The 26,724-nt window shown below is 60.0% G+C and carries 25 protein-coding genes; 16 read left to right on the top strand and 9 right to left on the bottom strand.

The features are described from left to right. Positions 1-27: 27 nt before the first annotated feature. Positions 28-2,727 carry a TonB-dependent receptor domain-containing protein gene (locus tag AC0V6V_RS04820; protein WP_486164302.1) on the top strand — a complete coding sequence of 900 codons (2,700 nt, stop codon included), beginning with the start codon at positions 28-30 and terminating at the stop codon, positions 2,725-2,727. Positions 2,728-2,829: 102 nt separating this feature from the next. On the opposite strand, the gene AC0V6V_RS04825 is transcribed toward AC0V6V_RS04820, so the two are convergent. The 3 genes from AC0V6V_RS04825 to AC0V6V_RS04835 all read right to left on the bottom strand — a co-directional run bounded on the left by AC0V6V_RS04825 (position 2,830) and on the right by AC0V6V_RS04835 (position 5,534). Further along, the gene (locus AC0V6V_RS04825; protein WP_486164303.1) at positions 2,830-3,504 is read right to left on the bottom strand and encodes a response regulator transcription factor; all 675 of its coding nucleotides are present in this window, start codon (positions 3,502-3,504) and stop codon (positions 2,830-2,832) included. A 133-nt stretch (positions 3,505-3,637) separates the two neighbouring features. After that, complete coding sequence (locus tag AC0V6V_RS04830; RefSeq protein ID WP_486164304.1) at positions 3,638-4,378, bottom strand: SDR family NAD(P)-dependent oxidoreductase; 741 nt, start codon at positions 4,376-4,378, stop codon at positions 3,638-3,640. Positions 4,379-4,391: 13 nt separating this feature from the next. Then, the gene (locus AC0V6V_RS04835; protein WP_486164305.1) at positions 4,392-5,534 is read right to left on the bottom strand and encodes an acyl-CoA dehydrogenase family protein; all 1,143 of its coding nucleotides are present in this window, start codon (positions 5,532-5,534) and stop codon (positions 4,392-4,394) included. 161 nt (positions 5,535-5,695) lie between these two features. Between AC0V6V_RS04835 and AC0V6V_RS04840 the strand changes: the two genes are divergently transcribed. Further along, entirely contained in the window at positions 5,696-6,208 is a 513-nt protein-coding gene (locus AC0V6V_RS04840) for a flavin reductase family protein (protein ID WP_486164306.1), read from the top strand. Between the two features lie 35 nt (positions 6,209-6,243). Here the strand turns inward: AC0V6V_RS04840 and AC0V6V_RS04845 are convergent, their stop codons facing one another. Then, on the bottom strand, positions 6,244-7,059 hold the full coding sequence (locus AC0V6V_RS04845; protein WP_486164307.1) for a ferredoxin--NADP reductase: 816 nt from the start codon (positions 7,057-7,059) through the stop codon (positions 6,244-6,246). 173 nt (positions 7,060-7,232) lie between these two features. Beyond that, positions 7,233-8,036 (bottom strand): hypothetical protein, encoded by an 804-nt coding sequence (locus tag AC0V6V_RS04850; RefSeq protein WP_486164308.1) that lies wholly within the window; start codon positions 8,034-8,036, stop codon positions 7,233-7,235. A gap of 83 nt (positions 8,037-8,119) precedes the next feature. On the opposite strand from AC0V6V_RS04850, the gene AC0V6V_RS04855 reads away from it, so the two are divergent. Next, entirely contained in the window at positions 8,120-8,797 is a 678-nt protein-coding gene (locus tag AC0V6V_RS04855; RefSeq protein ID WP_486164309.1) for a Fe2+-dependent dioxygenase, read from the top strand. Positions 8,798-8,825: 28 nt separating this feature from the next. Here the strand turns inward: AC0V6V_RS04855 and AC0V6V_RS04860 are convergent, their stop codons facing one another. Then, positions 8,826-9,884 carry a Fe(3+) ABC transporter substrate-binding protein gene (locus tag AC0V6V_RS04860; RefSeq protein ID WP_486164310.1) on the bottom strand — a complete coding sequence of 353 codons (1,059 nt, stop codon included), beginning with the start codon at positions 9,882-9,884 and terminating at the stop codon, positions 8,826-8,828. A gap of 76 nt (positions 9,885-9,960) precedes the next feature. Beyond that, entirely contained in the window at positions 9,961-11,010 is a 1,050-nt protein-coding gene (locus tag AC0V6V_RS04865) for an ABC transporter ATP-binding protein (RefSeq protein ID WP_486164311.1), read from the bottom strand. Positions 11,011-11,057: 47 nt separating this feature from the next. Here AC0V6V_RS04865 and AC0V6V_RS04870 point away from each other — a divergent pair, with 47 nt between their 5' ends. The 5 genes from AC0V6V_RS04870 (at position 11,058) to AC0V6V_RS04890 (ending at position 16,654) form a co-directional block, all read left to right on the top strand. Beyond that, positions 11,058-12,731: an ABC transporter permease gene (locus AC0V6V_RS04870; protein WP_486164312.1), complete on the top strand. Its 1,674-nt coding sequence runs from the start codon at positions 11,058-11,060 to the stop codon at positions 12,729-12,731. Positions 12,732-12,829: 98 nt separating this feature from the next. Further along, positions 12,830-13,831, top strand: a complete 1,002-nt coding sequence (gene bchI / locus AC0V6V_RS04875) for a magnesium chelatase ATPase subunit I (protein ID WP_486164313.1) — start codon at positions 12,830-12,832, stop codon at positions 13,829-13,831. Then, entirely contained in the window at positions 13,828-15,570 is a 1,743-nt protein-coding gene (locus tag AC0V6V_RS04880) for a magnesium chelatase subunit D (RefSeq protein WP_486164314.1), read from the top strand. Before bchI ends, AC0V6V_RS04880 begins: the two co-directional genes overlap by 4 nt. Then, complete coding sequence (gene bchO / locus AC0V6V_RS04885; RefSeq protein WP_486164315.1) at positions 15,567-16,457, top strand: alpha/beta fold hydrolase BchO; 891 nt, start codon at positions 15,567-15,569, stop codon at positions 16,455-16,457. The genes AC0V6V_RS04880 and bchO overlap by 4 nt, the downstream gene beginning before the upstream one ends. Before the next feature lie 11 nt (positions 16,458-16,468). After that, a complete protein-coding gene (locus tag AC0V6V_RS04890) occupies positions 16,469-16,654 on the top strand; it encodes a hypothetical protein (protein WP_486164316.1) in 186 nt (61 codons plus the stop codon). Here AC0V6V_RS04890 and AC0V6V_RS04895 read toward each other — a convergent pair. Then, positions 16,651-17,475, bottom strand: a complete 825-nt coding sequence (locus AC0V6V_RS04895) for a hydroxyneurosporene dehydrogenase (protein WP_486166229.1) — start codon at positions 17,473-17,475, stop codon at positions 16,651-16,653. The two genes, AC0V6V_RS04890 and AC0V6V_RS04895, sit on opposite strands and share 4 nt — an antisense overlap. 14 nt (positions 17,476-17,489) lie before the next feature. After that, the gene (crtD, locus tag AC0V6V_RS04900; protein ID WP_486166230.1) at positions 17,490-19,064 is read right to left on the bottom strand and encodes a 1-hydroxycarotenoid 3,4-desaturase CrtD; all 1,575 of its coding nucleotides are present in this window, start codon (positions 19,062-19,064) and stop codon (positions 17,490-17,492) included. A gap of 82 nt (positions 19,065-19,146) precedes the next feature. Between crtD and AC0V6V_RS04905 the strand changes: the two genes are divergently transcribed. The 8 genes from AC0V6V_RS04905 (at position 19,147) to pufL (ending at position 26,713) form a co-directional block, all read left to right on the top strand. Next, on the top strand, positions 19,147-20,268 hold the full coding sequence (locus tag AC0V6V_RS04905) for a methyltransferase (protein WP_486164319.1): 1,122 nt from the start codon (positions 19,147-19,149) through the stop codon (positions 20,266-20,268). 114 nt (positions 20,269-20,382) lie between these two features. After that, entirely contained in the window at positions 20,383-21,318 is a 936-nt protein-coding gene (gene bchC, locus AC0V6V_RS04910; protein ID WP_486164320.1) for a chlorophyll synthesis pathway protein BchC, read from the top strand. Further along, positions 21,315-22,304, top strand: a complete 990-nt coding sequence (locus AC0V6V_RS04915) for a chlorophyllide a reductase iron protein subunit X (protein ID WP_486164321.1) — start codon at positions 21,315-21,317, stop codon at positions 22,302-22,304. Before bchC ends, AC0V6V_RS04915 begins: the two co-directional genes overlap by 4 nt. Beyond that, complete coding sequence (bchY, locus tag AC0V6V_RS04920; RefSeq protein WP_486164322.1) at positions 22,304-23,845, top strand: chlorophyllide a reductase subunit Y; 1,542 nt, start codon at positions 22,304-22,306, stop codon at positions 23,843-23,845. Before AC0V6V_RS04915 ends, bchY begins: the two co-directional genes overlap by 1 nt. Continuing rightward, positions 23,842-25,287: a chlorophyllide a reductase subunit Z gene (gene bchZ, locus AC0V6V_RS04925; protein ID WP_486164323.1), complete on the top strand. Its 1,446-nt coding sequence runs from the start codon at positions 23,842-23,844 to the stop codon at positions 25,285-25,287. Before bchY ends, bchZ begins: the two co-directional genes overlap by 4 nt. 133 nt (positions 25,288-25,420) lie before the next feature. Continuing rightward, entirely contained in the window at positions 25,421-25,585 is a 165-nt protein-coding gene (gene pufB, locus AC0V6V_RS04930; protein WP_472642893.1) for a light-harvesting antenna LH1, beta subunit, read from the top strand. A 23-nt stretch (positions 25,586-25,608) separates the two neighbouring features. Beyond that, on the top strand, positions 25,609-25,797 hold the full coding sequence (pufA, locus tag AC0V6V_RS04935; protein WP_472642894.1) for a light-harvesting antenna LH1, alpha subunit: 189 nt from the start codon (positions 25,609-25,611) through the stop codon (positions 25,795-25,797). 94 nt (positions 25,798-25,891) lie between these two features. Beyond that, complete coding sequence (gene pufL / locus AC0V6V_RS04940; protein WP_472642895.1) at positions 25,892-26,713, top strand: photosynthetic reaction center subunit L; 822 nt, start codon at positions 25,892-25,894, stop codon at positions 26,711-26,713. Positions 26,714-26,724 lie beyond the last annotated feature (11 nt).

The raw sequence follows: 26,724 nt of genomic DNA on the forward strand, positions 1-26,724 counted from the left end.
CCTGATTTCATGAGGGGGTCTAATATCATGCCAATTGGCAAGCGCCTCGCCGGCACGCTGCTCTTCACCACCGCGCTGACGTTTCCAGCCTTCGCCGCTGCGCAGGAGGCTGAGCAGCCTACGGCAACCGAACGAGCGGCTGACGTACCAGTCGAGAGCGAAGAAGATCAAGCGGCGCAAGAACAGCAGCCGGACGTCTCCGTACCAGGCGGCGGGATTATCGTCACCGGCCGCCGCAACCGCGATCCGCAGCGCGCCTCAACCCAAGTGCTGAGCGTATTGTCAGAAGAAGACATCGCCCGCACTGGCGAGAGCGATATTGCTGGCGCTTTAGGCCGAGTTACCGGCCTGTCGCTGGTCGGCGATGGCCGCGTGTTTGTGCGCGGTCTGGGCGATCGCTATTCGCTCGCGCTGCTCAATGGCCTGCCGCTGCCGAGCCCGGAACCGCTCAGCCGGGTTGTCCCGCTTGATATCTTTCCGACCAGCGTGGTCGCTTCCTCGCTAGTGCAGAAAACCTACTCGGCGAACTTCCCCGGCGAATTTGGCGGCGGTGTCATCAACCTCACCACGCGCGCCGTGCCGGCGGAAGACTTCCTCAGCTTCAGCTTCAGCACGGGCGGTGACACTGAGACCACTTTTCAGGATGGGCTGACCTATTTTGGCTCTGATCTCGACCCGTTCGGCTTCGACAATGGGAACCGCGATATCCCATCCAATCTTGCCGCTTTCTTTGCCAGCGGTGACCGGATCGAAGACACCTCGATTGAGGTGCAAGAAGGGGTCGCTGGGCAAATCCTGCCGACCAATCTCGTCACCTTGCAGCGCAATGACACTCTGCCAGCGAACTTTTCCGCATCGATAACCGGCGGCACCTCGATTGAACTGGGGGGCGACAATTACCTCGGCATTATCGCCACCGCATCGATCAAAAACAATTGGCGCAATCGCAATGTGCGCAGCCAGTTTGCAACGCCTGATCTGGCAACGGTGACCGAAGACTTCACGACCTTCATCACCGACAACAATGTGCTGGTGAACGGCCTGCTCAGCTTTGGCCTCGACCTCGGCCCGCACACCTTGCGCTGGACCAACCTTTATATCCGCGACACGCTAAAAACGGCGCGACTTGAGCAAGGCACAAACTTCATTTTCGGCGAAACCGGGTTTGACTTTGCCAATCAGCAAACCGCCTGGTTTGAGCGGCAGCTGATCGACACGCAATTTGTCGGCGAGTTTGATTTTGACCGCTTCGACTTTGACGTGCGCGCTGGCTATGCCCGGACCGACCGCGAAGCGCCGTTCAACGCCAATGTCCGCTACACCCGCACGAATTTTGCCGAGGATCCGCTTGGCGAGTTTTTCGTGGCTTATCTCAATCGTCTCTCCGACACGGGCCTGACGACCATCGCCTTTGACGATCTGCAGGAAGAACTGCTGTTTGGCAGTATCGACGTCTCTTACGAAGTCACCGATACGCTCGAGCTGACGGCAGGATATGCCTACAGCGACACCGATCGCCGCTCCTCCAGTCGGGAATTCAGCCCACTGATCGAAGGCGATGTGCTGGATGACAGCCTGGTCCCGATCCTTGGATTGCGCCGTCCGGGTGACCTCATTAACGGAGCGACGCTCGCGGGCTTCAACGTCCGTCTCGACGAGACGAGCCCGTTTCCCGTCTTTGACGCGGCGCTCGAAACGCAGGCCGGATACGGCATCGTCCGCTACCTGCCGACCGACACGTTCACGATGGAATTTGGCGTTCGTTATGAAGATGCGACGCAAACCGTCGCGCTTGATCAGACGATCTTCACCACGCCTATTGTCGGCGCGACTCCAACCAATCTCGCGGAGGATTACTTCCTACCGGGCACGACGATCACATGGGAGCCGGTCGAGGATCTACAGCTGCGCCTCGCGGCGTCCAAGACGATTGCCCGCCCCCAGTTCCGCGAACTCGTGGAGCAGACCTATTTCGATCCGGAATCAAACCGCGAATTTCGCGGCAACCCCTTCCTAACCGATAGCGAGCTGTTCAACCTTGAGGCGCGCGCCGAATATTACATCAGCGGCTCTGACCGGGTCAGCATCGCGGGCTTCTATAAGGAAATCGACAACCCCATCGAGGCCTTCATTTTCTCAACCGCTGGCGACTTGGTGACCAGCTTTGCCAATGCGCCGAAGGCCGAGCTTTACGGCGCAGAGATCGATCTGGTCTACGGTATCGACCTCTACAATTGGGGCGGCAGCTTCTTTGAAACCAAACAGCTGCTGTTTCTTGCAAACTACACCTACACCCAGTCGCAAATCTCGGTCGACCCGAGCGATGTGACCTTTGTGCCTCCGGGCGGCGAAACCAACGCGTCGCTCCTGTTTGATGATGGTGATCCGCTGGTTGGACAATCGGATCACATCGCCAACTTCTCTATCGGGATTGAGGACACAGAGAAGGTTCAGCAGTTCACCGTGCTGTTCAACTATGCGAGCGAGCGGGTGACGACACGCGGGTTCCAGCGCCCTGATATCGTCGAGGATCCTGGCCTGACCGTCGATATCGTTGCGCGCTCTGAGGTGGGCATGTTTGGCCAGCCGTTCGAGCTGGAGCTGGAGGTGCGCAACATCTTTGGCCGCGACAATCTGGAGTTTCAGGAGAACTCTAACAACCGGATCGACATCAACAGCTATGATGTCGGCACCTCGTTCTCCATCGGTATCAAGACCGAATTCTAAGCGCTAAGCGCACCACCTCTCCCAGGATCGCTCAGACACTTTAAAGGCCGCTTTGGAAAACCAGAGCGGCCTTTTTTCAGGCTTTGCAGGGAAACTAGGCGATCAGGGCAGATCGAAGACATATCCGCGCGAGCGCACCGTGCGCAGCGGATTGCCGCCGCCAGCCTGCTTAATCGCGCGCCGCAACCGGCCAATCCAGACATCGACTGTGCGCTCATCAATGGGCGGCTCGCGCTTGCCCAGCCCGTTGATCAAATCATCACGGGTGAGCACCCGGTTGGGGTTTTCCGCCAGAAAGCGCAGCAGGCGAAATTCATTGGGGCGCAGGGAGATGACTTCCCCATCCCAGCGCGCCTGCAAGGCCGCCATATCAATCGAGAGATCGCCGACCTCGAACAGGCGGGCCGCGTGCCGATCATTGGGGCGCGATTGCAGCGCCAGCACTCGGTCGAGCACCTTGGTGCGGTCAATCGGCCCGACCATGTAGTCATGCGCCCCGGCCTTTAAGGCGCGGCGGCGATCATCATGATCGTCTTGTTCAAGCACCATCGTCACATGCGCCTCTTTCGTGCGCGGATCAGCGCGCAATCGGCGGCACATCTCCAGGCCTGCCAGATCGTCCATCACCCAGTCGACAAAGGCCCACATTGGCCCTTCGACCAAGCGGCGCGGGCCATCGGAATAGAGCCGATCAAAGGTGAATTGGCGGTCACCATAGACAAAGTCGTCCTGGTTTTCAGCCAGATCGCTGGTCAGAAAAATGTTGATGACGTCCACGACCACCCCGCTTCGCTTTGAAGCTGGGATGACGACGACTTATGACGCATTCATGACGTGTTTTTGACCGCTACAGCGATCTTGTCACATTTGGAGAATTGGGGGCAGATAAGACGCATAAACTCGCAAAAAGTCAGGTCAAAGTCATCCCGCCATCTACAATCAAAGTCTGGCCCGTCATGTAGCTCGACAAGGGGGATGCGAGAAACAGCGCTGCGCCCGCCATATCCTCTGGCGTGCCCGTTCGCCGCATGGGAATACCGCTGACCATGGCTTCCAATCGCTCAGGGTGGTCGGTCATGACCGACGTCATCTTGGTCGGGACTAGGCCGGGCGCGATCCCGTTTACCCGGATGCCATCGCGCGCCCACGCCGCGCCAAGCGTTTTCACAAGGCTCGCTGCGCCTGCTTTGGACGCCGCATAGGCCGGGTTTCCGATCACTGCGTTGAACGCGGCGACAGAGGAGATCACGATCATCGTACCGCCTTTGTCCGCCAATGCGGAGTGAAAAGCGCGCGCGCAATCGGCGATCGAATTGAGATTGACATCCACGACCGCGTCCCAGCCATGGCTCATAAACTCCTCGCGCCCATAGCGCACCAGACCCTGACACTGAACCAGCACATCAGGCTCCAGCATGGCATCAGGCAAAGCGTCCACCGCTTTGCGGTCCGTCACGTTCAATTGGTGATAGGTAAGCCCCGTAAAATCGCTGTCTTCCGCCTCAAGATAATCGCCCGCATCGGGCCGCGTTCCGGTGACATGCACCTCCGCGCCGCGTGCTCGAAAGCCCTGCGCAATCCCATTCCCGATCCCGCCTGATCCGCCAATGACGAGGACAAGTTTGCCAGTAAATTTGAGTGGGTCCGTCATAGTCGGGCTCTCCTTAAATCTCGCGGCTCACGACTTCCTTCATGATCTCGCTCGTGCCGCCATAGATGCGCTGCACGCGCGCGTCGCGCCACAGCCGGGCGATGGGATATTCATTCATATAGCCTGCCCCGCCATGCAGTTGCAGCGCGGCATCGACCATCTCCCATTGCATTTCAGTGTGCCAAAGCTTTGCGGCGCTGGCCTCTCCCGTGGTCAGTTCACCGCGCAGATGGCGGGCGATGGCCCAGTCAAGATGCGCCCAGCCCACTTGCAGCTTTGCCTGCAGGTCCGCGAGCGTGAATTTGGTGTTCTGAAACTCGAACACGGTGGAGCCAAAGGCCTTGCGGTCCTTGGTGAAGTTCACCGCTTCGTCAAATGCGCGCTGCGAGCCGCCCATGGCGGATACGGCGATAGAAAGGCGCTCTTGCGGCAGCTCTTCCATGAGATGGATAAATCCGCGATTTTCGCCGCCCAAAATGTTGGTCTTGGGCACGCGCACATCGGCGAAGAACAGTTCGGACGTGTCGGCGGAATGCTGCCCGATCTTGTCGAGATTGCGCCCACGCTCAAAGCCCGGCGTGTCTGCATCGACAAGGATCAGCGAGGTTCCTCTAGCGCCGGCACTCGGGTCCGTCTTGGCCACCACGATCACAACATCGGCGTTCTGTCCGTTGGTGATATAGGTCTTGGAGCCATTAATGACCAAGTGATTGCCATCCTCAACCGCGGTGGTCTTGATCCCTTGAAGGTCGCTGCCCGCGCCTGGCTCGGTCATGGCAATGGCAGTGATGACATCGCCAGAGATCATTCCGGGGAGGTATTTCGCCTTTTGCTCATCGCTCCCCAGCCGCTCAAAATAATTGACCGTGATGTCGTTTTGCAGCGTGAACCCGGCGGACGAGCCCATATAGCTAAGCTCTTCGGCGAGCACGCAGTTGAACCCGAAATCGAGGCCCAGCCCACCATGCTCCTCTGCAATGGTTGGGCACAGCAGACCCGCCTCCCCCAACGCCTTCCAGGCAGAGCGAGGGACAACGCCCTCTTCCTCGTGTTGGTCAAGGTGAGGCTCCATATGCTCAGCAAACACCTTGCGAACCGTATCGCGAAACGCCTCGTGATCTTCGTTATAGGCGGTGCGGTGGGCGACGTTGAGCATTGGAGTTTTTCTTCCCGATTGTCATTTAAGTTTCTAGTTGCAATTCATGCCGCACGCACGGGTTTTGTAAAGGCCGTGCGGCAAAAATTGCCTTGCGAAATTCGCACGAATGCCAGTGCGCGCTTGCAAAATGAGTGGGGCAGACGCACATGCGCTGACACATGAAATCGCCCTCCCACACCGAATATCGCTCTGGCTCTGATCCGCGCATCTTGCGCGATGCGCTTGGCACGTTTGCAACCGGCGTCACTGTGGTCACGTCGCTGGGAGATAATGGAGAGCCCGTGGGGCTCACCGCCAACAGCTTCACCTCGGTCAGCCTTGATCCGCCATTGCTGCTGGTTTGCCCGGCGCGCAGCGCGTCAACCACCAGCGCGCTAGAGGCAAGCGATCATTTCGCCATCAATGTCCTGCGGGCGGATCAGCGGCACATCTCCACCCTGTTCGCGACCAAAGGAACGGATCGCTTTTCCGAGATCGCCTTTGATACTTGCGAGCACGGGGTGCCGATCATCCACGATGCGCTGGCGAACTTTGAATGCCGCAAGCACGCCGTGCATGATGGCGGCGATCACCTAATCCTGATTGGGGAGATCACGCGCGTGCGCTTCACGCCGGAGCATGACCCGCTGCTCTACTACGGCGGTCAGTATCGCAGTCTACTTGCCGACTGATCAGCAGACGTGATTATGCGGCGCGAGGCCACCAATTAGCCGACAAATGCGCGTTCGATCACAAACTGGTTCGGCTGTGAATTGCTGCCTTCGGTAAAGCCGCGCTCTTCCAGATCAGCCGCATGGTCCTTAATCATCGCCATACTACCACATAGCATCACGCGGTCTTCCTCCGGCACGAAGTGCTTAGGTCCATTGCTCTTTTCGAACAATTTACCGCTGTCGATCAGAGTTCCGATCCGTCCCGTCGTGTGGAAATCCTCACGGGTCACCGTTGGAATGTAGTGGAAGCGTTTGCGGTCTTCGTCTTCAAGCAACGGATCGCCTTCAAGCTGGCTTTCCAGCAATTCGCGGTACGCTAGTTCGTTCACTTGCCGCACCGAATGAACGATGAAAATCTCATCATAGAGATTGTAGATCTCTGGATCACGGGCGAGGCTCATAAATGGCGCAAGGCCTGTGCCGGTCGACAGCATGAACAGCCGCTTGCCGGGCAGCAGAGCGTCAGTCACCAGCGTGCCAGTTGGCTTCTTGCCAAGGTAAATCGGATCGCCAACCTTGATGTGCTGAAGCCGCGAGGTCAGCGGGCCGTCTTGCACTTTGATCGAGAGAAATTCGATCTCTTCCTCATAGCTCGGGCTCGCCATCGAATAGGCGCGCAGCAGCGGTTTGCCATTGTCGCCCGGCAGGCCGATCATGATAAATTCGCCTGACCGAAAACGGAACGCAGCAGGCCGCGTGATCCGCAAAGTGAACAGGCTATCCGTCCAGTGATGGACGTAGGTGACGGTCTCAACGGAAAGCGCGCCGCTTTCGGTGAACTGATCGCGATCTAAAGTGAGCTCGGTCAATTAGGGCCTCGATAAATCAATTATAACGGCCAGTCGCCAGGAGGCGCGGCCTTGGCGCACGATGCGCCGGATATGTCTTCGCGGCGCATTTGGCGGTTTGGTCAGCGCTCTTCAAGTGAGTTTAGCGTTCACTCCTGAAAGTCAGCCTTGGGACGATCCCCCGGCCAGTCGCTCTAGGAGGTAGGTTGAGGCAGCGCCAATGCGACCTTTGATGCAAGTGCAGAGACCTGCCCTGCTGGCGCCGGATCAGCGGGCGGGATCGGCCCTTCCTCTGGCCACAGCGCAAGCATAGCGGTGAGCTGCGTGCGCACATCCTCGGCGCGCGGCGTGTCCAAATCTGCCGCCATTTGCCAGGCCACGCGGGTAAAGCCCCAAGCGTCTTGATACTCAGCGGGATCGGTGACTTTCCCGTCAGACACAGCAACGCTGTATTCCGCAACCGCCGTGTCCATCAGGAAGCGAATGATCTCCACCTCATCGCCGCCGGCCTTGCCGCGCACTTCGCGCAGGTTCGCCTCAGCCGCCGCCAATTGCGGCTCAATCTCCCCTGCAGGCTTGCCCGTTTCAAGCGCGGCTGACACCGCTTCGAATGGTGCCGGATCAAACCCCAGCTCCTCTAGACCAGCGCGCTCAGAGGCGTGGGTTTCGGAAACCGGGTGGAGCAAATGCGGGGCCGCAGCCTCAGCATCGCCAGCCCGGTAGAGAGCAAGACCCGCTGCGACATGGCCAGACATAAAAGCGAGGCGATTGGGCAGTTCCAGCGCGCCGACATCTGCGCCCGCTTCGCCGCCCTCGCCTTCACCGCCAGCCGCTTCGCCGCCTTCTCCAGCCTCTTCGCCCATACCAGCTTCGCCGGTTTGTGCAGCTTCGCCGCCTTCACCGCCCTCGCCGCCTTCTCCAGCGCATCCTGCCAGCCCGCTGCCCATCAGCGCGGTCGCCACGCCCAATCCAGTCCACAATTTCAGCTTGGAATTCATTGTCTCGCCTTTCGCGCAATTCTATGCTTCAAATCCTAGCCACACCGTGCGCTTGTGCAACACACTATCGGGCCAATTTCTCAATGATCCTGTCGATATCCGCGATTACAGACCAGCAAATTCTGGACACCATCACAACCCAACTGGGCAAGTTGACGTGGCAAGACGGGCGAGCCACAGCGGGCAAACGCGCCAGCGCGGTTAAGGTCAATCAGCAAGCCGTGATGAGCGATGAGGCCGGCCAAGCGCTGCGCCAGACGCTGCTGCCGCATATCGTCGACAATCCGATCCTGCTTTCAGGCGCACGGCCCCGGCGGTTCTCGCATTTCCTTGTCAGCAAAACGGAAAACGGCGGCCATTACGGCGCACATATCGACAATGCGCTGATGGGCAAAGGGGAAGGCCGGATGCGCAGCGACCTTTCCTTCACTCTGTTTCTGACCCCGCGCGATCAATATGAAGGCGGCGAGCTGGCGATCCACAATGCCGGCGCAACGCAGGAGATTGCTGGCGAAGCGGGCCAGTTGGTGCTGTATCCGTCAACCAGCATTCACGAAGTGCGCCCGGTAACTTCCGGAACGCGGCATGTCTGCGTCGGTTGGATCGAGAGCCTGATTGCCGACGGGCCGCAGCGCGAGCTCTTGTTCGACCTCGACAATCTGCGCGCCAGCCTGCGTGCGGCGGACAACATCGATCCAGCGCTATCGTTGACGCTCGATAAGAGCATCGCCAATCTGACCAGGATGTGGGCGCAGCCCTAGAAGTCCAAGCGCGCCGTCACGCCCCGGATCAGTTCCAACCGGCTTGGTCGTAAATCCGCACGGCTTGCGCTTGGCCCTTACCAACCTCCGCCGCGTTCAGCGTGTCTGGCTTAAACTCGCCCAGACCCTCGACCGCGGATGACGCCGCGACACTCAACACCGCCGGATACTCATTGTTGCCGTTTGCGAAATATTGCTGGGCGCTTTCGTCCGTCAGATACTCGAGGAAGCGGATCGCATTCTCACGATTGGGCGCGTTTTTGAGCACGCCAGCGCCGCTGATATTGATGTGTGTGCCGGTGGTTTCCTGATTGGGAAAGATCACCCCAATCGCATCCAGAACTTCAGGATTTTCCGCATCCTCCGACGCATAGCGCGCAAGGTAATAGGAATTAACGATCGACATGCGGCATTCGCCAGAGGCAACCGCTTCGATATTAGCCGTATCATTGCCTTGCGGCGGACGGGCAAAATTTGCGACCACGCCGCTGGCCCAATCCTGTGCGGCCTCCGCGCCATTGTTGGCGATCATGCTGGAGAGCAGCGAGATATTGTAGATGTTGGATGAAGAGCGGACACAGATTGCGCCTTTATAGGCCGGGTCGGTCAGGTCTTCATAAGTGGCCAAGCCTTCCGGCTCGCCCACTGCCTTATTGTAAATAATCACGCGGGCACGGGTGGAAAGACCAAACCACAGGCCATCGGGATGTCGCAAATATTCCGGCAGACGCTCGGTCAGCACATCGGACTGCACCGCAGACAAAATACCCGCTTCCTCGGCGCGCCAAAGACGGCCTGCATCGACCGTGACCAACAAATCTGCTGGTGAAAATTCGCCTTCGCTGACAATCCGCTCGATCAAAGCATCCGCACCTGCTTCAATGCGATTCACCCGAATGCCAGTTTCGCGGGTGAAATCCTCATACAAGGCCAAATCAGTGTCATAGTGACGCGAAGAATAAAGGTTCACCTCACCAGTGATTTCGACGCCTTCTGACGTTTCGCTGTCACCGCTCGCCCCAGAACACGCCGCGAGTGCGCCAGCCAGAATTACCGTGAGGGCACCGCCCAAAAATCGCTTAGCCATTATGTTTCCTTGAATGCTTATTGCGATTGATTAGCATTAGAATATATTTACGCAAGCCTTCATGGCGTGACGGCGATCAATCTGCCGTTGGTGCGGTCGCAAATGCCAACACGCTCGCCGCGCGCGGCTGCACCGACAATCGGGCGCCAATCGCAGGCACATTGCCGCCCGCAAGCTCAATCGACAGCTCTTTTCCGCCATCATTGGCAAGGACGATCTGCATGCGCGCGCCCGTGCGGCGAATGTCGCGAACCACCAATCCGCGCCCCTCTCCCGCGCTTGACACTTCAAAACCATCCGCCCGCAGCAGCAGCTCTAAGTTCAGGCTGTCCGGGGCATCCCCCACCAAAGCGGATAGCGGCCACGTGCCAAACGCGGTCGCAATCCCGCCTTCCACACGCTCACCCGCAATCACCTGCGCACCTCCGAAGATCGCGCCCACTTGTGCGCTACTGGGCGTGTCATAAAGCTCGTGCGGAGTGCCGAATTGCGCAATCCGTCCGCGGTCCATAACCGCGATTTGGTCGCCAATATCCAGCGCCTCTTCCGGATCGTGCGTGACCATGATTACCGTCGCACCTTGCTGGCGTAGCAAAGCGCGGCATTCGCGCCGCAGACTTTTACGCAGGACAATATCGACGCTCGCAAAGGGCTCATCCATGAGCAGCACTTGCGGCTTAGGCGCCATCGCCCGGGCCAAGGCTGCGCGCTGCTGCTGCCCGCCAGACAGCTCATGCGGATAACGCGCCCCAAGCCCGGCAAGGCCAACCAGTTCCAGCCATTCTTCGGTCACATCGCTGCCGCCGCGCGATTTCGGCAGTCCGAAGGCGACATTTTGCGCGATTGTCATATGCGGAAACAGCGCGCCATCCTGAAAGACCAGCCCAACCGGGCGCTTCTCAGGCGGCGGAGAATGGCCCTCGTCGGCCAGCAATTCGCCGCCAATATACACGCTGCCTTGCTGCACAGGTAGCAATCCGGCGGTGAGATTTAGCAAAGTTGACTTGCCACAGCCCGACGATCCAAGCAGACACGTGATCTCTCCTTGGGGCGCCGTGAAGCTGATGTCTTTTAACGCCCTAGTGTTACCGTAAGCATGGGCGATATGGCGAAATTCGAGGCTCAAATCTTCATTCCGGGCCAGTTGCGTTGAGCCGCCTTAGGCTCAATGCTTTGCCGCGCGCAACCGCGAAGGGCGATGACGCAGCGCTCTCGCCCACCGCATCGTCGGGCCTTGGGGCGCTGGACCGCTGGTCGCTGGGCGCGTGGATCATTGCGGCCTTGGCTGCAATTCCCATCATTACCATTGTGGTCTCCGCGCCGAGAGGCGGCATCGACAGCCTACTCGAGCTCGTCTCCACTATCCTCACCGACTATCTGATCAACACCAGCGCGCTGATGCTGCTGACCGGTTTGGTCGCGGGTGTGATCGGCGTCGGCACCGCATGGCTGATCAGCGCGGCGCGCTTTCCCGGCAGGCGAATACTGGCTTGGGCCTTGGTGCTGCCGCTCGCCGTGCCCGCCTATATTGCGGCCTATATCTATGCTGACCTGCTGTCGTTCACCGGTCCGGTGCAAAGCATGCTGCGAACGGCAACCGGTTGGGGTCTAGGGGAATACAGCTTTCCTCAGATCCGCTCGCTTCCCGGTGCGGCTCTGATCTTGGGCCTCGTGCTCTATCCTTATGTCTATCTGCTCGCCCGCGCTGCCTTTTCCGCGCAAAGCCTCGGTCAATTTCGCGCAGCTCGCAGCCTTGGCGCAGCTCCGCTACGCGCCTTCACCCGTGTCGCTTTACCCGCCGCCAGACCGGCAATCGCTGGCGGCCTTGCGCTCGTCTTGATGGAGACTTTGGCCGATTTCGGCGTCGCGGAATATTTCGCTATACCGACCTTCAGCACCGGCATTTTCCGCAGCTGGCTGGCGATGGGTGACAAACAATTGGCGCTCAAGCTGGCGGCATTCATGCTGGTCTTCGTGATCGCGCTGGTCGTGTTTGAGGCAAGCAGCCGGCGCGGGCGCACCGATAGCCGAGATGCCGCCCGATCCGATGAAGCCTTGGTCTCGCTAAACGGCTGGCAGCAAGCGTTGGCGCTCATTTTCTGCGCCCTGCCCGTGCTGCTCGGCTTTGGCATTCCTGCCGCGCATCTGGTGGTTCTGGCGCTCCAGACCGGCGATCAAATGAGCGCCGCAACCTTGTGGAGCTACGCGCAGGACAGCCTGACCCTTGGCCTAAGCGCGGCTCTGGTTTGCACCATAGCAGCGGTCGTCCTGGCCTTTGCTCAGCGCCGCTCAAACAGCCGCATCACGCGCTTTGCCATCAGGGTCGCGACATTGGGCTATGCCCTGCCCGGGGCGCTGCTGGCGGTGGGCTTGCTCGCTCCTTTGGGCGTGTTCGACCAAGCGATCACCCGCTTCTCACGTGATACATTCGGTTTTACGCACGGCCTGCTGCTCGCTAGCACCAGCGCGATATTGATCTACGCTCTGTCTGTGCGGTTTTTGACCGTCGCGTTCAACTCGGTCAGCGGCGGGTTTGAAAAAGTCCCGCCATCGCTGGATGCCGCCGCCCGCTCACTGGGCGCAGGACCGGGAGAGGTCATACGTCGGATCCACATCCCGCTGCTCACGCCCAGCCTCGCCGCCGCCGCTGCGCTGGTGTTCATCGACACCTTGCGAGAGCTGCCCGCGACCTTGATCTTGCGGCCCTTCAATCTCGAAACTTTGGCCACACGGGTCTACCGGCTCGCAAGCGATGAAAAGCTGGCCGAGGCTTCTACCGCTAGCCTCTTGATCCTTGCCGCAGGTCTTATTCCCGTGCTGATGCTGAACCGCGCGGCCAAGGTCTAAGCGCAACTGCACGCCGCCTTTCTGTCAGCCAAGCCTGTCAAATCAAACTGTCATGGGGACTTGTCCCGCGCCGCGCACTCGTCCACAAAGCCAATGATATGGCTCGTTTTCCTTTCTCCGCCATCGTCGGCCAAGACGAGATGAAGCAAGCTTTGCTGATCGCGGCGATTGAGCCAGCGATTGGCGGCGTTATGGTGTTTGGCGATCGCGGCACCGGCAAATCGACCGCTGCGCGCGCGCTCGCCAGCCTGCTCCCGCCAATCTCCTCGGTAGAGGATTGCCGCTACAATTGCTTGGGCGATCAGCGCGGCACGTGCCCTGATCCATGCACATCGGGCCGGGTACGAAAACGCGTGGTTCCCTTCGTTGATCTACCGCTTGGCGCAACCGAAGACCGTGTAATCGGCGCGCTCGATTTGGAAAAGGCGCTGCGCGCTGGCGAGAAGAGTTTTGAACCCGGATTGCTGGCCAAGGCGCATCGCGGTTTTCTCTATATCGACGAGATCAATCTGCTCGAAGATCATCTGGTCGATCTGCTGCTCGATGTCGCGGCATCCGGCGAAAACGTGGTCGAGCGCGAGGGGCTATCCGTACGACACCGCGCAAAATTCGTCCTCATCGGCAGCGGCAATCCTGAAGAGGGCGAGCTGCGTCCGCAATTGCTCGACCGGTTTGGGCTTTCCGTCGAAGTTCGCACGCCGACTGAGCTAGACCAGCGCGTGGAAATCATGCGCCGCTGCGGCGATCAGGAACGCGATCCAGAGGGCTTTGCCGAGCAATGGGCCAAGGAAGAGGAAAAGATCCTGCGCCAGGTTGCGCGCGGCAAGACCAAGATCGCCAAAATGGAAACTCCGGATGCGATCATGCAAGACGCCGCTGAGCTGTGCATGGCAGTGGGCGCAGATGGCCTGCGCGGTGAATTGACTTTGATGCGGGCGGCCCGCGCTCAGGCGGCCTTGGCCGGAGCAAAATCGGTCCGCCGGGAGCATTTGATTGCGGTCGCGCCATCGGCCTTGCGTCATAGGCTGCGCCGCGATGTGCTTGATGAAACCGGCTCAACCGTGCGGATTGCCCGCGCGATTGACGAATTGTTCGGATGAGCGAGAAGCCCGCAGCTGATGATCCGCTCGCCGATGCGCTGCTCGCTGCCCGCCTGTTCCTAAACGCTCCGGCCGCGCTGGGCGGATTGACATTGCGCGGCGGCGGACCAGCACGAGACGCAATGCTTGCCGCGCTAGAAGGCGCTGGCCTTACCATGCGCAAATTGCCGGCCCATGTGGATGATGAGCGATTGCTGGGCGGAGTGGATATCGCCGCCAGCCTGGCCGCTGGGAAGGCGGTCTCGCAAACTGGTATTTTGACGGAGGCTGCCCGCGCGCGCGCCGCTTTGCTGGTGCCGATGGCGGAGCGCATGCCTGATGCGCTGGCTGGCAAGCTCTCGCAGGTTTTCGATTGCGCCGAAGAGAGTGCTCCCAAAGGCCTCATCTTGCTCGATGATGGGATTGATCCAGAGGAAGCGCCGCCGCTCTCTCTGACCGAGCGCCTGGCCTTTCACGCGGACCTTTCTCAGTCCCAGTTTCACGGCACGGCCATTCTGCCGCCCGTGTCAAAAGCGATCCCAATCTCTCAAGTGGACACGCTGAACGAAGATGCACAGACGGCCCTCACGCAAACGGCAGCTGCATTCGGCATTCACACTGTGCGCCCCTTGCTGTTCGCTCAAACTGCTGCACGCGCCCATGCCAGCCTGTTTGGACGCAGCGAGACAAGCGAGCAGGATCTCAAAGCCGCGGTTCGTCTGGTCTTGGCGCCGCGCGCACTGCAATTGCCGCAAATGAGCGAGGAGGAACCGGAGCCTCCGCCGCAGCCGCCAGAGGATCAGACGCACAATGACGAACATTCGGACAATTACGATCCCGGCGAGCGCGATCTCGATGATATTCTGGTTGAGGCCGCGCAGGCAGCGATCCCAGCCGATCTTTTGGCTCAGTTGACCAGCGGCAAGGCAAAGCGTCAGGCACAAGGCAGCGGCGCCGGGCAAAAGCGCAAATCGGCGCTGCGCGGCAAACCCTTGGGCACCCGCCCCGGCCTGCCCCGAGGCGGCGCGCGCCTAGCCTTGGTCGACAGCCTTAGGGCAGCGGTGCCATGGCAACCCCTGCGAAGGCGGGAACGAGCAGTCGCTGGCGGCGAAGACAGCGGCGCGATTATCATGCGCAAGGGCGATTTGCGCGTGAAACGCTTTGAAGAACGCATGGGTAAGGTCACCATTTTCTGCGTCGATGCCTCTGGCTCGGCAGCGGCTGCGCGTCTGGCGGAGGCCAAGGGCGCGGTCGAACTGATGCTGGCTCAGGTCTATGTCACCCGCAGCGAGATAGCCTTGGTCGCCTTTCGCGGAGAAAGCGCGGAATTGCTGCTGCCGCCTACTCGCTCTCTGACCCGGGCGCGGCGCGCTCTGGCGGAGTTACCTGGTGGCGGCGGCACGCCTCTGGCCAGCGGGCTCAATATCGCGCGCGAGCTCGCCGATATGATCGCTGCGCGCGGACGCACGCCCAGCCTTGTGGTGCTGACCGATGGCCGGGGCAATATCGCCGCCGATGGCTCGCCGGGCCGGACGCAAGCGAATGAGGATGCACAGGCCGCTGCGAAAGCCATTCATTCAGCGGGCTATGAAGGGCTGGTGATTGACATTGCCGCCCGCCCTGGGCCGCACGCGCCGGAACTGGCAAACGCCATGGGCGCGCGTTTTCTCGCCTTGCCGATGGCGGACGCAAAAATGCTGCACAAGGCAATATCAGCTGCGACCACAGCCAACGCGCAAAACACCAAGACGGCGGCATGAGCCGACCACTCGAATGGGAGCGCGATGGGTTGATCTGGCCTCACCGCGAGGCGAGCGAATTTGTGAGCGTCGGGCGAACCCGGTGGCATGTCCAGCGCATGGGCAAAGGCCCGGTTATTCTGCTGCTGCATGGGACTGGCGCATCGTGCCATTCCTGGCGCGGCGTCATGCCGCCACTTGCCAAAACGCACAGTGTGATCGCGCCTGACCTGCCGCGCCACGCCTTTACCACCGGCCATCCGCCAGAGGTGATGGCGCTGCCAAGCATGGCGCGCGCTCTGTCCAGCCTGCTGAGCGAATTGGAGATCGAGCCGGACCTAATCGTCGGCCACTCAGCGGGAGCAGCCTTGGCCCTGCAACTGGCATTAGACCGGGGGCTTGGCGTGCCGGTGGTCGGGCTCAACGCAGCGCTGCGTCCGTTTCCAGGTCTCGCGGCGCAGCTTTTTCCAGCCTTTGCAAAACTGCTTTTCGTCAATCCTCTGGTGCCGCGATTGTTTTCCAAAAGCGTTGCGCGCGCCGAGGATGCAGAGCGGTTCTTGACGCGGGCCACTCAGTCCCAAATCGATGCTGAGGGGATGGCTTGTTACGCCGCCCTGCTGCGCAACAGCCGGCACACCAAAGGCGCGCTGTCGATGATGGCAAATTGGGATTTGCCCGCGCTGCAATCGCGCCTGCCGCAGGCCAGCAATCAGGTCCTGTTGGTGCATTCGGAGCGTGACAATGCGGTGCCGCTTTCGGCCGCTCGCGAGGCAGCAGAATTGCTGCCCAATGCGCGGCTTGAGGAACTGCCCGCGCTCGGCCATCTTGCTCATGAAGAGGACCCCAAAAACGCCGCGCGACTGATCGCAGCCTTTGCAGAGCTTCATTGCGTTAGCGGCCAGAAGTAAGGAGAACGCAGATGGAGGGCCACAATTACGGCTGGATCGAAATCGTCTTCTTTTACGGAATCGCGCTTGGCTTTGCTGGGTGGCAATATTGGTCAGTCAGCAAATCGCTCGAAGAGGACCGCTCCAAGCGCCGTCAACGCGAGGCTGAGGAAGCTGCCGCGACAGAAGCTGATAGCAGCAGCGATACCGCCAACTAGAACTTTCGCCGCGGCATCCGGAACGGCAGCATAAACTGCACAATTGGTGATGCATAACGACGCAAATCCAGGCTTTCCTGAACCGCAATCACCGGCTCGCCGTAGACCCGCGATGAAACCGTTGAGCGCGCATAGAACGGGGTGTCCTCCCACGTCTTGTCGACCTTCGCCTCGCCCTTGTCCGCGCGCGTTCGGCGCTGGACCTGCCATTTGCTGTTGGGCAAATCCGCCATCATTGGCAGTTCATCCTGAGCGGGCACGCCGTGCTGATCAAATCGCAACGCGCTGGCAAAGCGTGAGCCATCGGCGCGCTCGCCCTCATAGCAAACGACCGCCCCATCAGACAGATGCGCACGCGACCAATGCCAGGATCGAAAGCCCTCTTCGAGCGATTCCGTCCCGCGATTGTGATCAATATATCCGCTGCCACTCCATGAGATATCGGGGTAGTTCATTTCCACCACGATCCGGGCGCGCGGGGCGAGACATTGCCAGATGTGCTTTTCCTCTGGGTCGAGCGCAAAGCCGACCGGGTTGAGCATTTCCGGCACCACACGAACGCGCCCGCGCACCGGCCTGCGCCAGGGTATGCCCAGCCGCTTGTCGCGCTCCGCAATATCAATCTCCAGCGCATCGCCGGTCCAGCGCACACTGCTCGGACCGATACTCAGCATCTTCGCATCGCGCGAGACATTGCCTGCCGGGCGCTCCGTCATCGCCCAGCGCGCCTGAGGCCCATACAGCGCGACATTCAGTGAGGCGTGATCTTCTGGATGACCGCGCCCGCTTGCCTTGTAATAGGGCGAGAAGACACTGCCCAAAAAGGCGATGATCGTCAGGCCGTGCTTTCCGTCGTCGCTGATCGCGTCGATGTACCACCAGGAATAGCCGCCCGGTGGAACCGGCGCATTGAAGCGAGGTCCGAGCTCACCGTGTTGGCAGCCAGTCGCCCGCTTAAGGCGGCCATAGGCACGCCGGCTCCGGGATGGGTCGCCCCGCCCGTGCAATAGAGCCCCGGGATCTTGGTCTTTGGCCCTTGCCTCTGGAACGATGCCGCCCAGCCGTGCGACGCCCGGCCGTACAGCGCTCCCCCCGTCGACGGGAACAGCTTCGCCCAGGTCTGCGGCGTCGCCAAGGAGCTCGGCATGGCCTCCTCCAGCTCGAGACCGCAGCGCGTCAGGCTTGCCCTCATCTGCTCGGTGCATCGTTCGATCTCCTGCTGTGTGTAGGTGTGGGTGTCGCCATTAGCGGGTGCGTTGACGATGATTTGAATGCGCTCGCGCTGATCATTGACCGCGCCGCCGGCATGCGCCTTGGCGCTGCGATCTTGCGCGCAGACATAGACGGTTGGATCGCTGGGAACCTGACCGCTCGCGATTTCATCAAACTCGCGGCGGTAGTCAGGCGAGAAAAAGACATTGTGATGCTGCAGCGCAAAGCCGGATGTCTTGGCATGCGCGAACCAGACGCAGGCGGAAAGCGAGCGTTTTTGCGGCGACAGCTGAGGCACCGCGCGCGCCGCATCATGGCCGAACTTTCCAGACGAAAGCGCCGCCGGATCGGCATTGCAGATGATCCGATCCGCCGCGATATGATCGCCGGATACGAACCTGACCCCGCTCACCGCGCCGCGATCCGTCAGCACCTCTGCCACCGGCGTTTCAAACCGAAATCGTGCGCCTTTGTTCTCGGCGATCTTGCGCAAAGCGTTGGCGAGCGCATTCATACCGCCATCAATCAGCCACACGCCCTTCGCCTCAACATGCGCGATCAACATCAAGGTGGCTGGGGCAAGGTAAGGCGAGGAACCGCAATAGGTCGAATAGCGCGCAAACAATTGCCGCAGACGCTGATCTTTGAAGTGCTTACCCAGCGCGCTCCACAGGGTCTCGAACGGCTTCATCGCCGCCATCTCCGGCAGGCGGCGCAGGCCAATTCGCCACATCATCGGCAATGGGGTGCTGGCCTTGGCCCCGCGCATAAATGGCTCGTCCAGCACATTGTATATCCGCGCGGCTTCCGTTCTGAAGGCGCGGTAACCCGCCGCCGCATCGGCGCCTGCAAAATCGCCAATCGCCTGCTCGCTGCGCAATGGGTCGGCAAACAGATCGAGGTGCGTGTCATTGTCCCAGGCATGGCGCGCCAGCACCTCTGCCTGCTGAATTTTCACGTGATCCTCCAGCCGAGCCCCGCATGCGCGAAAGACCTCATCAAACACATCGCGCATGGTGAAAACGGTTGGACCTGCGTCGATAGGCTGGCCATCCACCTCGACCCGGCGAGCCTTCCCGCCAGCCCAGGCCTCTTTTTCCAGCACCGTTACATCGTGTCCGCGCGCAGCGAGGAGCGCGGCACTCACCAGCCCGCCAATTCCTGCACCGATTATCACGACTCGCGCGCTCAAAGGCATCTCTCCTGTGCAATATGATTGACCTTTACACTCAATATGTCCAATCTTTTGGACAGATGTTGCTCAATTGGATCAAAAACTAATGGCGTCTGTGACGCTGCGTGAGCGTTGGGCGGCGCGTCGCAATGCCGTGATCGGCAATCCCAGTTTTCAGCATTGGACCTCGCGCATTCCGTTCATGCGTAGCGTCGCCCGCAAGCGGGCGGCGGGCATGTTCGATCTGATCGCAGGCTTTGCTTATTCCAAAATCCTGTTTGCGATGGTCGAGAGCGGTCTGATCGACCACCTTGCAAAAGGCGCGAGCGAGCTCAGCGAGATTGCGCGCTTTGCCGAGCTTGAACCCTTTGCTGCGGAGCGATTGCTGCGCGCGGCAGCGGCATTAGAGCTGGTGGAAGAAGTCGCTCCTGAGCGTTGGATGCTGGGTGAGCAGGGGGCGGCGCTCCAAAGCAATGCCGGGGCCAAGGCGATGATCCGTCATCACCGTCTATTGTACCGCGATCTTACCGACCCGCTCGACCTGCTGCGCAAGAACCGCAGCGAGCCCACAGAGCTGTCGCAATATTGGTCGTATGCGGGCGCATTGCACGGCCATGCGGAGCGCGGCGATGAGACCGCTGAATATTCCGATCTTATGGCCACATCTCAGCACTTTGTTGCCGAACAGGTGCTCTGCGCCTTCTCGTTTAGCGGCGTTGCATCACTGCTTGATGTGGGCGGCGGACATGGCGCATTCCTAAAAGCCATCGGAGCGGCGCATCCAAGACCACGACTCGGCCTTTTCGACCTACCCGAAGTGGCCGATGCCGCGCGCGACTCGCTAACGCAGGAACTGGGCCCGGAGCGGGTGACAGCGCATGGCGGCAACTTCTTTGAAGACACGATACCCACAGGCTACGATCTCATCACGCTCAGCCGCATTTTGCACGACCATGATGACGAACCAGCGCTAAAATTGCTGCGCAACATTCGCGCAGCATTGCAGCCCGGAAAACGCCTGTTGATCGCAGAACCTATGGCCGGTGTACGCGGGGCAAAGGGCATGGGGGATGCGTTTTTCGGGCTTTATCTATGGGCAATGGGATCTGGCCGCCCGCGCAGCGCGTCGGAGATCCGTGCCATGCTGAGCGAAGCTGGCTTTTCCAGTTCGTGCGTCATTTCAACACCCCAGCCAGTTGTGTCCGGCGCCATCGTCGCAACAGCCTGACAACTAACTGTCTTGTTTATTTGACACTATGTGTTGTTAGGCGTACCTGACAGTCAGGGGAAGCACCCCTCCACTGTTGATCGTAGATATTGCGACAAAGGGGAAGAGGACCAGATGGAAGCATTGGCTGTCACACTTGAGGGACCAGAGCGCTTAGCGCTCCGGACGCTTGAGCTGACCGCACAAAAGCCTTCCGATGTCCTCGTAGAAACAGCATTTAGCGGCATTAGCGGCGGCACTGAAAAACTGCTCTGGAACGGGCAAATGCCTGAATTTCCGGGGATGGGTTACCCGCTGGTGCCAGGGTACGAATCGGTTGGGCGCATTGTTGATGCGGGCGCTGAGGCCAAATCGCGAATCGGCGATTGGGTGTTTGTGCCAGGGGCCAATTGCTACACCGAGGCACGCGGATTGTTCGGCGGAACATCGCAGCGTCTGGTCGTCTCATCCGCCCGCGCCTTCACCGTTTCCGAGTCGCTGGGCGATGCAGGCGTGCTGCACGCGCTTGCCGCAACCGCGCTCCACGCAATCAATGGCGGCACTCCGCCTGACCTTATTATAGGTCACGGCGTTTTGGGTCGTTTGCTGGCGCGTCTAACAATCGCGCTGGGCCATGCTGCACCGACAGTTTGGGAAACCCACGCCGGTCGCCGCGAAGGCGGATCAGGTTACAGCGTTATTGCCCCCGATCAGGATGAGCGGCGCGACTATGCGTCAATCTATGATGCGAGCGGCGATGAAAAGCTGCTCGACACGCAGATCACGCGCCTTGCCAAGGGCGGAGAGATCACGCTCGCCGGTTTTTACTCCAAGCGTTTGAGCTTTGATTTTGCCCCCGCCTTCATGGCCGAGGCCCGCCTGCGCATCGCCGCTGAATGGCAGCCGGATGATCTCACGCAAACTTGCGCGCTGATCGAAAGCGGCAAGCTCAACCTAACCGGATTGATCAGCGACCGGCGCTCTGCCGCCGACGCATCAGAGGCTTACCCACGCGCATTCGGCGATCCCGACTGCCTAAAAATGGTTCTCGATTGGAGGGGCTGCGCATGACAATGCTCGAAACACAGGCTGAAGCACTGCGTGAAGAGGCTGACCAAGAGCCCGATCCCGTTCACACCGGCGAAGTGACCAGCGAAACGCAGGTTATTGCGATTTACGGCAAAGGCGGTTCGGGCAAGAGCTTTGCGCTTTCCAACCTGAGCTACATGATGGCGCAGCAGGGCAAACGCGTGCTGCTGATCGGCTGCGACCCAAAGTCAGACACGACCAGCCTGCTGTTCGGCGGCAAAAGCTGCCCGACGATCATTGAAACCTCTTCGAAGAAAAAACTCGCCGGTGAAGAAGTGAACATCGAGGATGTCTGCTTCCAGCGTGACGGCGTGTTCGCGATGGAGCTTGGCGGGCCTGAGGTCGGTCGGGGCTGCGGCGGACGCGGCATCATTCACGGCTTTGAGTTGCTGGAAAAACTCGGCTTCCACGAATGGGGCTTTGACTATGTCCTGCTCGACTTCCTCGGAGATGTCGTTTGCGGCGGCTTCGGCCTGCCGATTGCGCGGGACATGTGCCAAAAGGTGATCGTGGTCGGCTCGAACGATCTGCAATCCCTCTATGTCGCTAACAACGTCTGCCATGCGGTTGAGTATTTCCGCAAGATGGGCGGCAATGTCGGGGTAGCCGGCATGATCGTGAACAAGGACGATGGCACGGGCGAGGCTCAGGCCTTTGCGAAAGCGGTCGATATCCCTGTGCTCACGGCGATCCCAGCGGACGAAGATATCCGCCGAAAATCCGCCAATTATCAGATCATAGGCAAGCCCGGCGGCGAATGGGCGAGCCTGTTCGAAACGCTGGCAACCAATGTCGAAACTGCACCGCCATTGCAGCCAAACCCGCTCGATCAAGACGGGCTGCTCGGCCTGTTCTCGCCAGAGGACACCGGCGGCAACGTCCAACTCATCCCGGCCACTCAGGCCGATATGCGCGGCGGCGTGTTCGAAGAAAAGCCATCACTCGAGGTCATTTACGACGAAATCTGATGACAGACGCTCCCGCCTCGAACCCTGATATGGGCCGCAATCGCGACACGCTCGACCTGGCTGCGCCAGCGCCCGAAGGTGGCGCGTGCTCCAGCGGCGAGACCATGCGCGAAGCCGCGCGCGCTGCTGGCAAGAGTGATATTCTCGATCAATACGAAGCCGATTACCCAGTCGGCCCGCATGACCAACCGCAAAGCATGTGCCCCGCCTTCGGGTCGCTCCGAGTGGGCCTTCGCATGCGCCGCACAGCAACCGTGCTGTCAGGCTCGGCCTGCTGTGTTTACGGCCTCACCTTCACCTCGCATTTCTACGGCGCACGCCGAACGGTGGGCTATGTCCCGTTCAGCAGCGAGACGCTGGTCACGGGCAAGCTGTTTGAGGACATCAAGGAAGCAGTTGAAGACCTCGCTGATCCTGAGCAATATGACACGATTATCGTCACCAATCTGTGTGTTCCCACCGCGAGCGGCGTGCCGCTGCGGCTGCTGAAGAAGCAGATCAATGGCGTACGCATAGTCGGCATTGATGTGCCTGGCTTTGGCATTCCCACCCACGCCGAGGCGAAAGATGTCCTCGCTGGCGCGATGCTGCAATATGCACGCGAGGAAGTGGCCGCTGGCCCCGTTGCTGCGCCCGCAGAGCGCACTGACAAGCCGAGCGTCACCTTGCTGGGTGAGATGTTCCCGGCTGACCCTGTTGGCATCGGACAAATGCTGGAGCCGCTGGGATTGGCCGCTGGCCCGGTCGTACCAACGCGCGAATGGCGCGAGCTCTACTCCGCGCTTGATTGCGCGGTCGTTGCCGCGATCCACCCGTTCTACACCGCCAGCATCCGCGAATTTGAAAAGGCTGGCCGCCCGATCATCGGCTCCGCCCCTGTCGGCGCAGACGGCACCGCGGCATGGCTCGATTCCCTGGGGCAAACCTTGGGTCTCGCGCAAAGCAAGGTCGACGGCGTCAAAGACACAATGGTCGGCGCAATCAAAGGCGCGCTCGCTTCCGCTCCGATCAATGGCCGCATCACAGTGTCTGGCTATGAAGGGTCTGAGCTGCTCGTCGCCCGCCTGCTGATCGAAAGCGGCGCAGATGTGCCCTATGTCGGCAGTGCATGCCCGCAAACGCGCTGGTCCGATCCGGACCGCGAATGGTTGGAGGCGCACGGCGTGCGGGTGAACTTCCGCGCGAGCCTAGAAGAAGACATTGCGGCGATCTCCGAATTCCGCCCTGATCTTGCGATTGGAACCACTCCGGTGGTCCAACATGCCAAAGCGAAAGCAATTCCCTCGCTCTACTTCACCAACCTCATCTCTGCTCGGCCCCTGATGGGTCCCGCAGGCGCAGGCAGTCTGGCCCAAGTCATCAATGCGGCAATGGGCAACAAAGCCCGGTTCGATAAGATGCGCGACTTCTTCGAAGGGGTCGGCACAGAACACGCCGCGGGCGTCTGGGAAGACACGCCAATTGATCGTCCGAAATTCCGCAAGAAATACGCGGCGCTCAACGAAGCGGCCCGCAAAGCGGCCGAGGCGGTGGGCACATGACCCTCGTTCTCGATCACGACCGCGCTGGCGGATATTGGGGCGCCACTTACGTCTTTACGGCGGTCAAAGGCCTACAAGTCATCATTGATGGCCCAGTCGGGTGCGAGAACCTGCCGGTCACATCCGTGCTGCATTACACCGATGCCCTGCCCCCGCATGAGCTTCCCATCGTGGTCACGGGTCTGGGCGAAGAAGAGCTGGGTAAAACGGGCACGGAAGGCGCAATGAAGCGGGCCTGGGAAACGCTTGATCCAGAACTGCCTGCAGTTGTTGTCACCGGTTCCATCGCGGAGATGATTGGCGGCGGCGTGACGCCTGAGGGCACCAATATCAAGCGGTTCCTGCCGCGTACAATCGATGAAGACCAGTGGGAAAGTGCCGACCGCGCGCTCACCTGGCTGTGGACCGAATTTGGGCCGAAGAAGACGCCCAAACCGCGCGCTCGCAAAGAAGGCGAGAAGCCGCGCGTCAACATCATCGGTCCGTCCTATGGCATGTTCAACATGCCCTCCGATCTCGCCGAAATCCGGCGTTTGATCGAGGGGATTGGCGCAGAAGTTGGCATGGTCTTCCCGCTCGGTAGCCACCTCGCTGACATTCGCCAGCTTGGCATGTCAGACGCCAATGTTTGCATGTACCGCGAATTTGGCCGCAATCTGTGCGAGACCTTAGAGCGGCCCTATTTCCAAGCGCCGGTCGGACTGTCCTCAACCACCAAATTCCTGCGCGCCTTGGCTGCAGAATTAGGCCTAGACCCAGAGCCCTTTATCGAGCGCGAAAAGCACACCACAATCAAGCCATTGTGGGATCTGTGGCGCTCCGTCACGCAAGATTTTTTTGGCACCGCGAACTTTGGGGTCGTCGCAAACGAGACCTATGCGCGCGGCATCCAGCATTTTCTCGATGACGACATGGGCCTGCCTTGCGCTTTCGCCTTTTCACGCAGCGCTGGGGTCAAGCCCAAGAACGAAGATGTGCGTGCAGCCATTGCGGCCAACCCGCCGCTCGTGGTGTTCGGCAGCTATAATGAGCGGATGTATATGGCCGAATGCGGAGCGCGCGGGATCTATATTCCCGCAAGCTTCCCGGGTGCGGCCATCCGCCGTCACACTGGAACGCCGTTCATGGGCTATTCGGGCGCAACCTATCTCGTTCAAGAGGTGTGCAATGCGCTGTTTGACGCGCTGTTCCACATCTTGCCGCTGGGCACGGAGATGGACAAAGTGCCCGCAACGCCGGCACGCGAGCTGACCGAGCTGACCTGGGACGATGCCGCCAAGACGAAGCTTGATGAGCTGGTCGAAGCGCAGCCGGTCCTGATCCGTATTTCCGCAGCCAAGCGCCTACGCGATGCCGCCGAACGGGCAGCGCGTAGCCGCGGCAACACCATCGTCACCGCAGATTGCCTCGCGGACGCTCTTCTCGAAGGGGAACGCGCATGATGAGCGCCAAGCGGACCAACCAGTTTACAAGATTGCCTGGAAACAGGCTCCCAAATCCACGTGGGGGATCACGCGGGGATATCGTCGGGGGCATTTATGCCCTCACTCCAACAACTGAATACGGAGAATACCGATGAACGATCCGGCTGATCGCCCGAGCGTTGGCACGTATCTGACCGACGAAGAAGCCAAGGAGATCCATAAAGCATTTATGGGCACCTTCGCTCTTTACGTCGGCATTGCTGTCGTCGCTCACCTTTTGCTTTGGATTAACAAGCCTTGGCTTCCGATCCCCTAATAATCAAAAGATAGGAATTACCTATGTGGAGAATTTGGCATCAATTTGATGTTCGCCGGGTGCTTGTTGCCCTGCATGTGGGCTTGGCTGTGCTGGCCTTTAGCATCCACTTCATTCTGCTTAGCACGGACCGCTACAACTGGCTCGATGGGCCTAGTTCGGGGGCGTCACAAGCAGCTGCAGTGATCGAAAGCTCGGAAGCCTCCGGCTAGTCGAGCTTTCACAAGTGTGGAGGCAGGTTCGCCTGCCTCCAACAACTTAACGAACACGAGAAGAACCTGCCGTCTTGGCGGGGAGGATGGATTTATGCTCCTTAGTTTCGAGCGCAAATACCGTGTGCGTGGTGGTACCTTGATCGGAGGGGATCTCTTCGATTTCTGGGTAGGGCCATTTTACGTCGGATTTTTCGGGGTGACAGCGGCGATCAGTGCGCTGCTGGGGACCATGTTGATCTTTGCCTCTGCGGCTCAGGGGCCAACCCTGAACCCGTGGCTGATCTCAATCGATCCTCCAGCCATCGAGGCCGGCCTTAAGCTGATGCCGCTCAACGAGGGCGGCTATTGGCAAGTCATTACAGCCTGCGCGATCGTGGCCTTTGGGTCGTGGGCGCTGAGGCAAGTTGAGATATCGCGCAAGCTGGGCATGGGGCTGCACGTCCCGTTCGCATTCAGCTTTGCCGTGCTCGCTTACGTAACCTTGGTTGTCATCCGCCCTGTCTTGATGGGCGCATGGGGCCACGGTTTCCCATACGGGATTTGGACCCACTTGGATTGGGTCTCTAACGTCGGCTATCAATATGTGAACTTCCACTACAATCCGTTGCATATGATCGCGATCACGTTCTTCTTTACGACGTGTCTTGCGCTGGCTTTGCACGGCTCGCTGGTGCTCTCTGCGGTGAACCCTGAAAAGGGCACTGAGGTGAAATCACCAGAATATGAAGACACCTATTTCCGCGATTTCATCGGCTATTCGGTCGGCACTTTGGGCATTCACCGGGTCGGTCTGATCTTGGCGTTAAACGCTGGGTTCTGGAGCGCGGCCTGCATCGTGATCGCTGGTCCATTGTACGTCGGCAGCTGGGTCGAATTCTGGGATTTCTGGAAAGCCATCCCGATCTGGTCTTGAGGAGAACCTGA

Source organism: Erythrobacter sp. S249, assembly GCF_057364975.1.

Excerpts from the sequence above, each read along its gene's own strand:
- AC0V6V_RS04820 (WP_486164302.1), top strand. The coding sequence starts at position 28 with ATGCCAATTGGCAAGCGCCTCGCCGGCACGCTGCTCTTCACCACCGCG.
- AC0V6V_RS04830 (WP_486164304.1), bottom strand. The coding sequence starts at position 4,378 with ATGACGGACCCACTCAAATTTACTGGCAAACTTGTCCTCGTCATTGGC.
- AC0V6V_RS04835 (WP_486164305.1), bottom strand. The coding sequence starts at position 5,534 with ATGCTCAACGTCGCCCACCGCACCGCCTATAACGAAGATCACGAGGCG.
- AC0V6V_RS04840 (WP_486164306.1), top strand. The coding sequence starts at position 5,696 with ATGAAATCGCCCTCCCACACCGAATATCGCTCTGGCTCTGATCCGCGC.
- AC0V6V_RS04850 (WP_486164308.1), bottom strand. The coding sequence starts at position 8,036 with ATGAATTCCAAGCTGAAATTGTGGACTGGATTGGGCGTGGCGACCGCG.
- AC0V6V_RS04855 (WP_486164309.1), top strand. The coding sequence starts at position 8,120 with ATGATCCTGTCGATATCCGCGATTACAGACCAGCAAATTCTGGACACC.
- AC0V6V_RS04860 (WP_486164310.1), bottom strand. The coding sequence starts at position 9,884 with ATGGCTAAGCGATTTTTGGGCGGTGCCCTCACGGTAATTCTGGCTGGC.
- bchI (WP_486164313.1), top strand. The coding sequence starts at position 12,830 with ATGGCTCGTTTTCCTTTCTCCGCCATCGTCGGCCAAGACGAGATGAAG.
- AC0V6V_RS04880 (WP_486164314.1), top strand. The coding sequence starts at position 13,828 with ATGAGCGAGAAGCCCGCAGCTGATGATCCGCTCGCCGATGCGCTGCTC.
- bchO (WP_486164315.1), top strand. The coding sequence starts at position 15,567 with ATGAGCCGACCACTCGAATGGGAGCGCGATGGGTTGATCTGGCCTCAC.
- AC0V6V_RS04890 (WP_486164316.1), top strand. The coding sequence starts at position 16,469 with ATGGAGGGCCACAATTACGGCTGGATCGAAATCGTCTTCTTTTACGGA.
- crtD (WP_486166230.1), bottom strand. The coding sequence starts at position 19,064 with ATGCCTTTGAGCGCGCGAGTCGTGATAATCGGTGCAGGAATTGGCGGG.
- AC0V6V_RS04905 (WP_486164319.1), top strand. The coding sequence starts at position 19,147 with ATGGCGTCTGTGACGCTGCGTGAGCGTTGGGCGGCGCGTCGCAATGCC.
- bchC (WP_486164320.1), top strand. The coding sequence starts at position 20,383 with ATGGAAGCATTGGCTGTCACACTTGAGGGACCAGAGCGCTTAGCGCTC.
- AC0V6V_RS04915 (WP_486164321.1), top strand. The coding sequence starts at position 21,315 with ATGACAATGCTCGAAACACAGGCTGAAGCACTGCGTGAAGAGGCTGAC.
- bchY (WP_486164322.1), top strand. The coding sequence starts at position 22,304 with ATGACAGACGCTCCCGCCTCGAACCCTGATATGGGCCGCAATCGCGAC.
- bchZ (WP_486164323.1), top strand. The coding sequence starts at position 23,842 with ATGACCCTCGTTCTCGATCACGACCGCGCTGGCGGATATTGGGGCGCC.
- pufB (WP_472642893.1), top strand. The coding sequence starts at position 25,421 with ATGAACGATCCGGCTGATCGCCCGAGCGTTGGCACGTATCTGACCGAC.
- pufA (WP_472642894.1), top strand. The coding sequence starts at position 25,609 with ATGTGGAGAATTTGGCATCAATTTGATGTTCGCCGGGTGCTTGTTGCC.
- pufL (WP_472642895.1), top strand. The coding sequence starts at position 25,892 with ATGCTCCTTAGTTTCGAGCGCAAATACCGTGTGCGTGGTGGTACCTTG.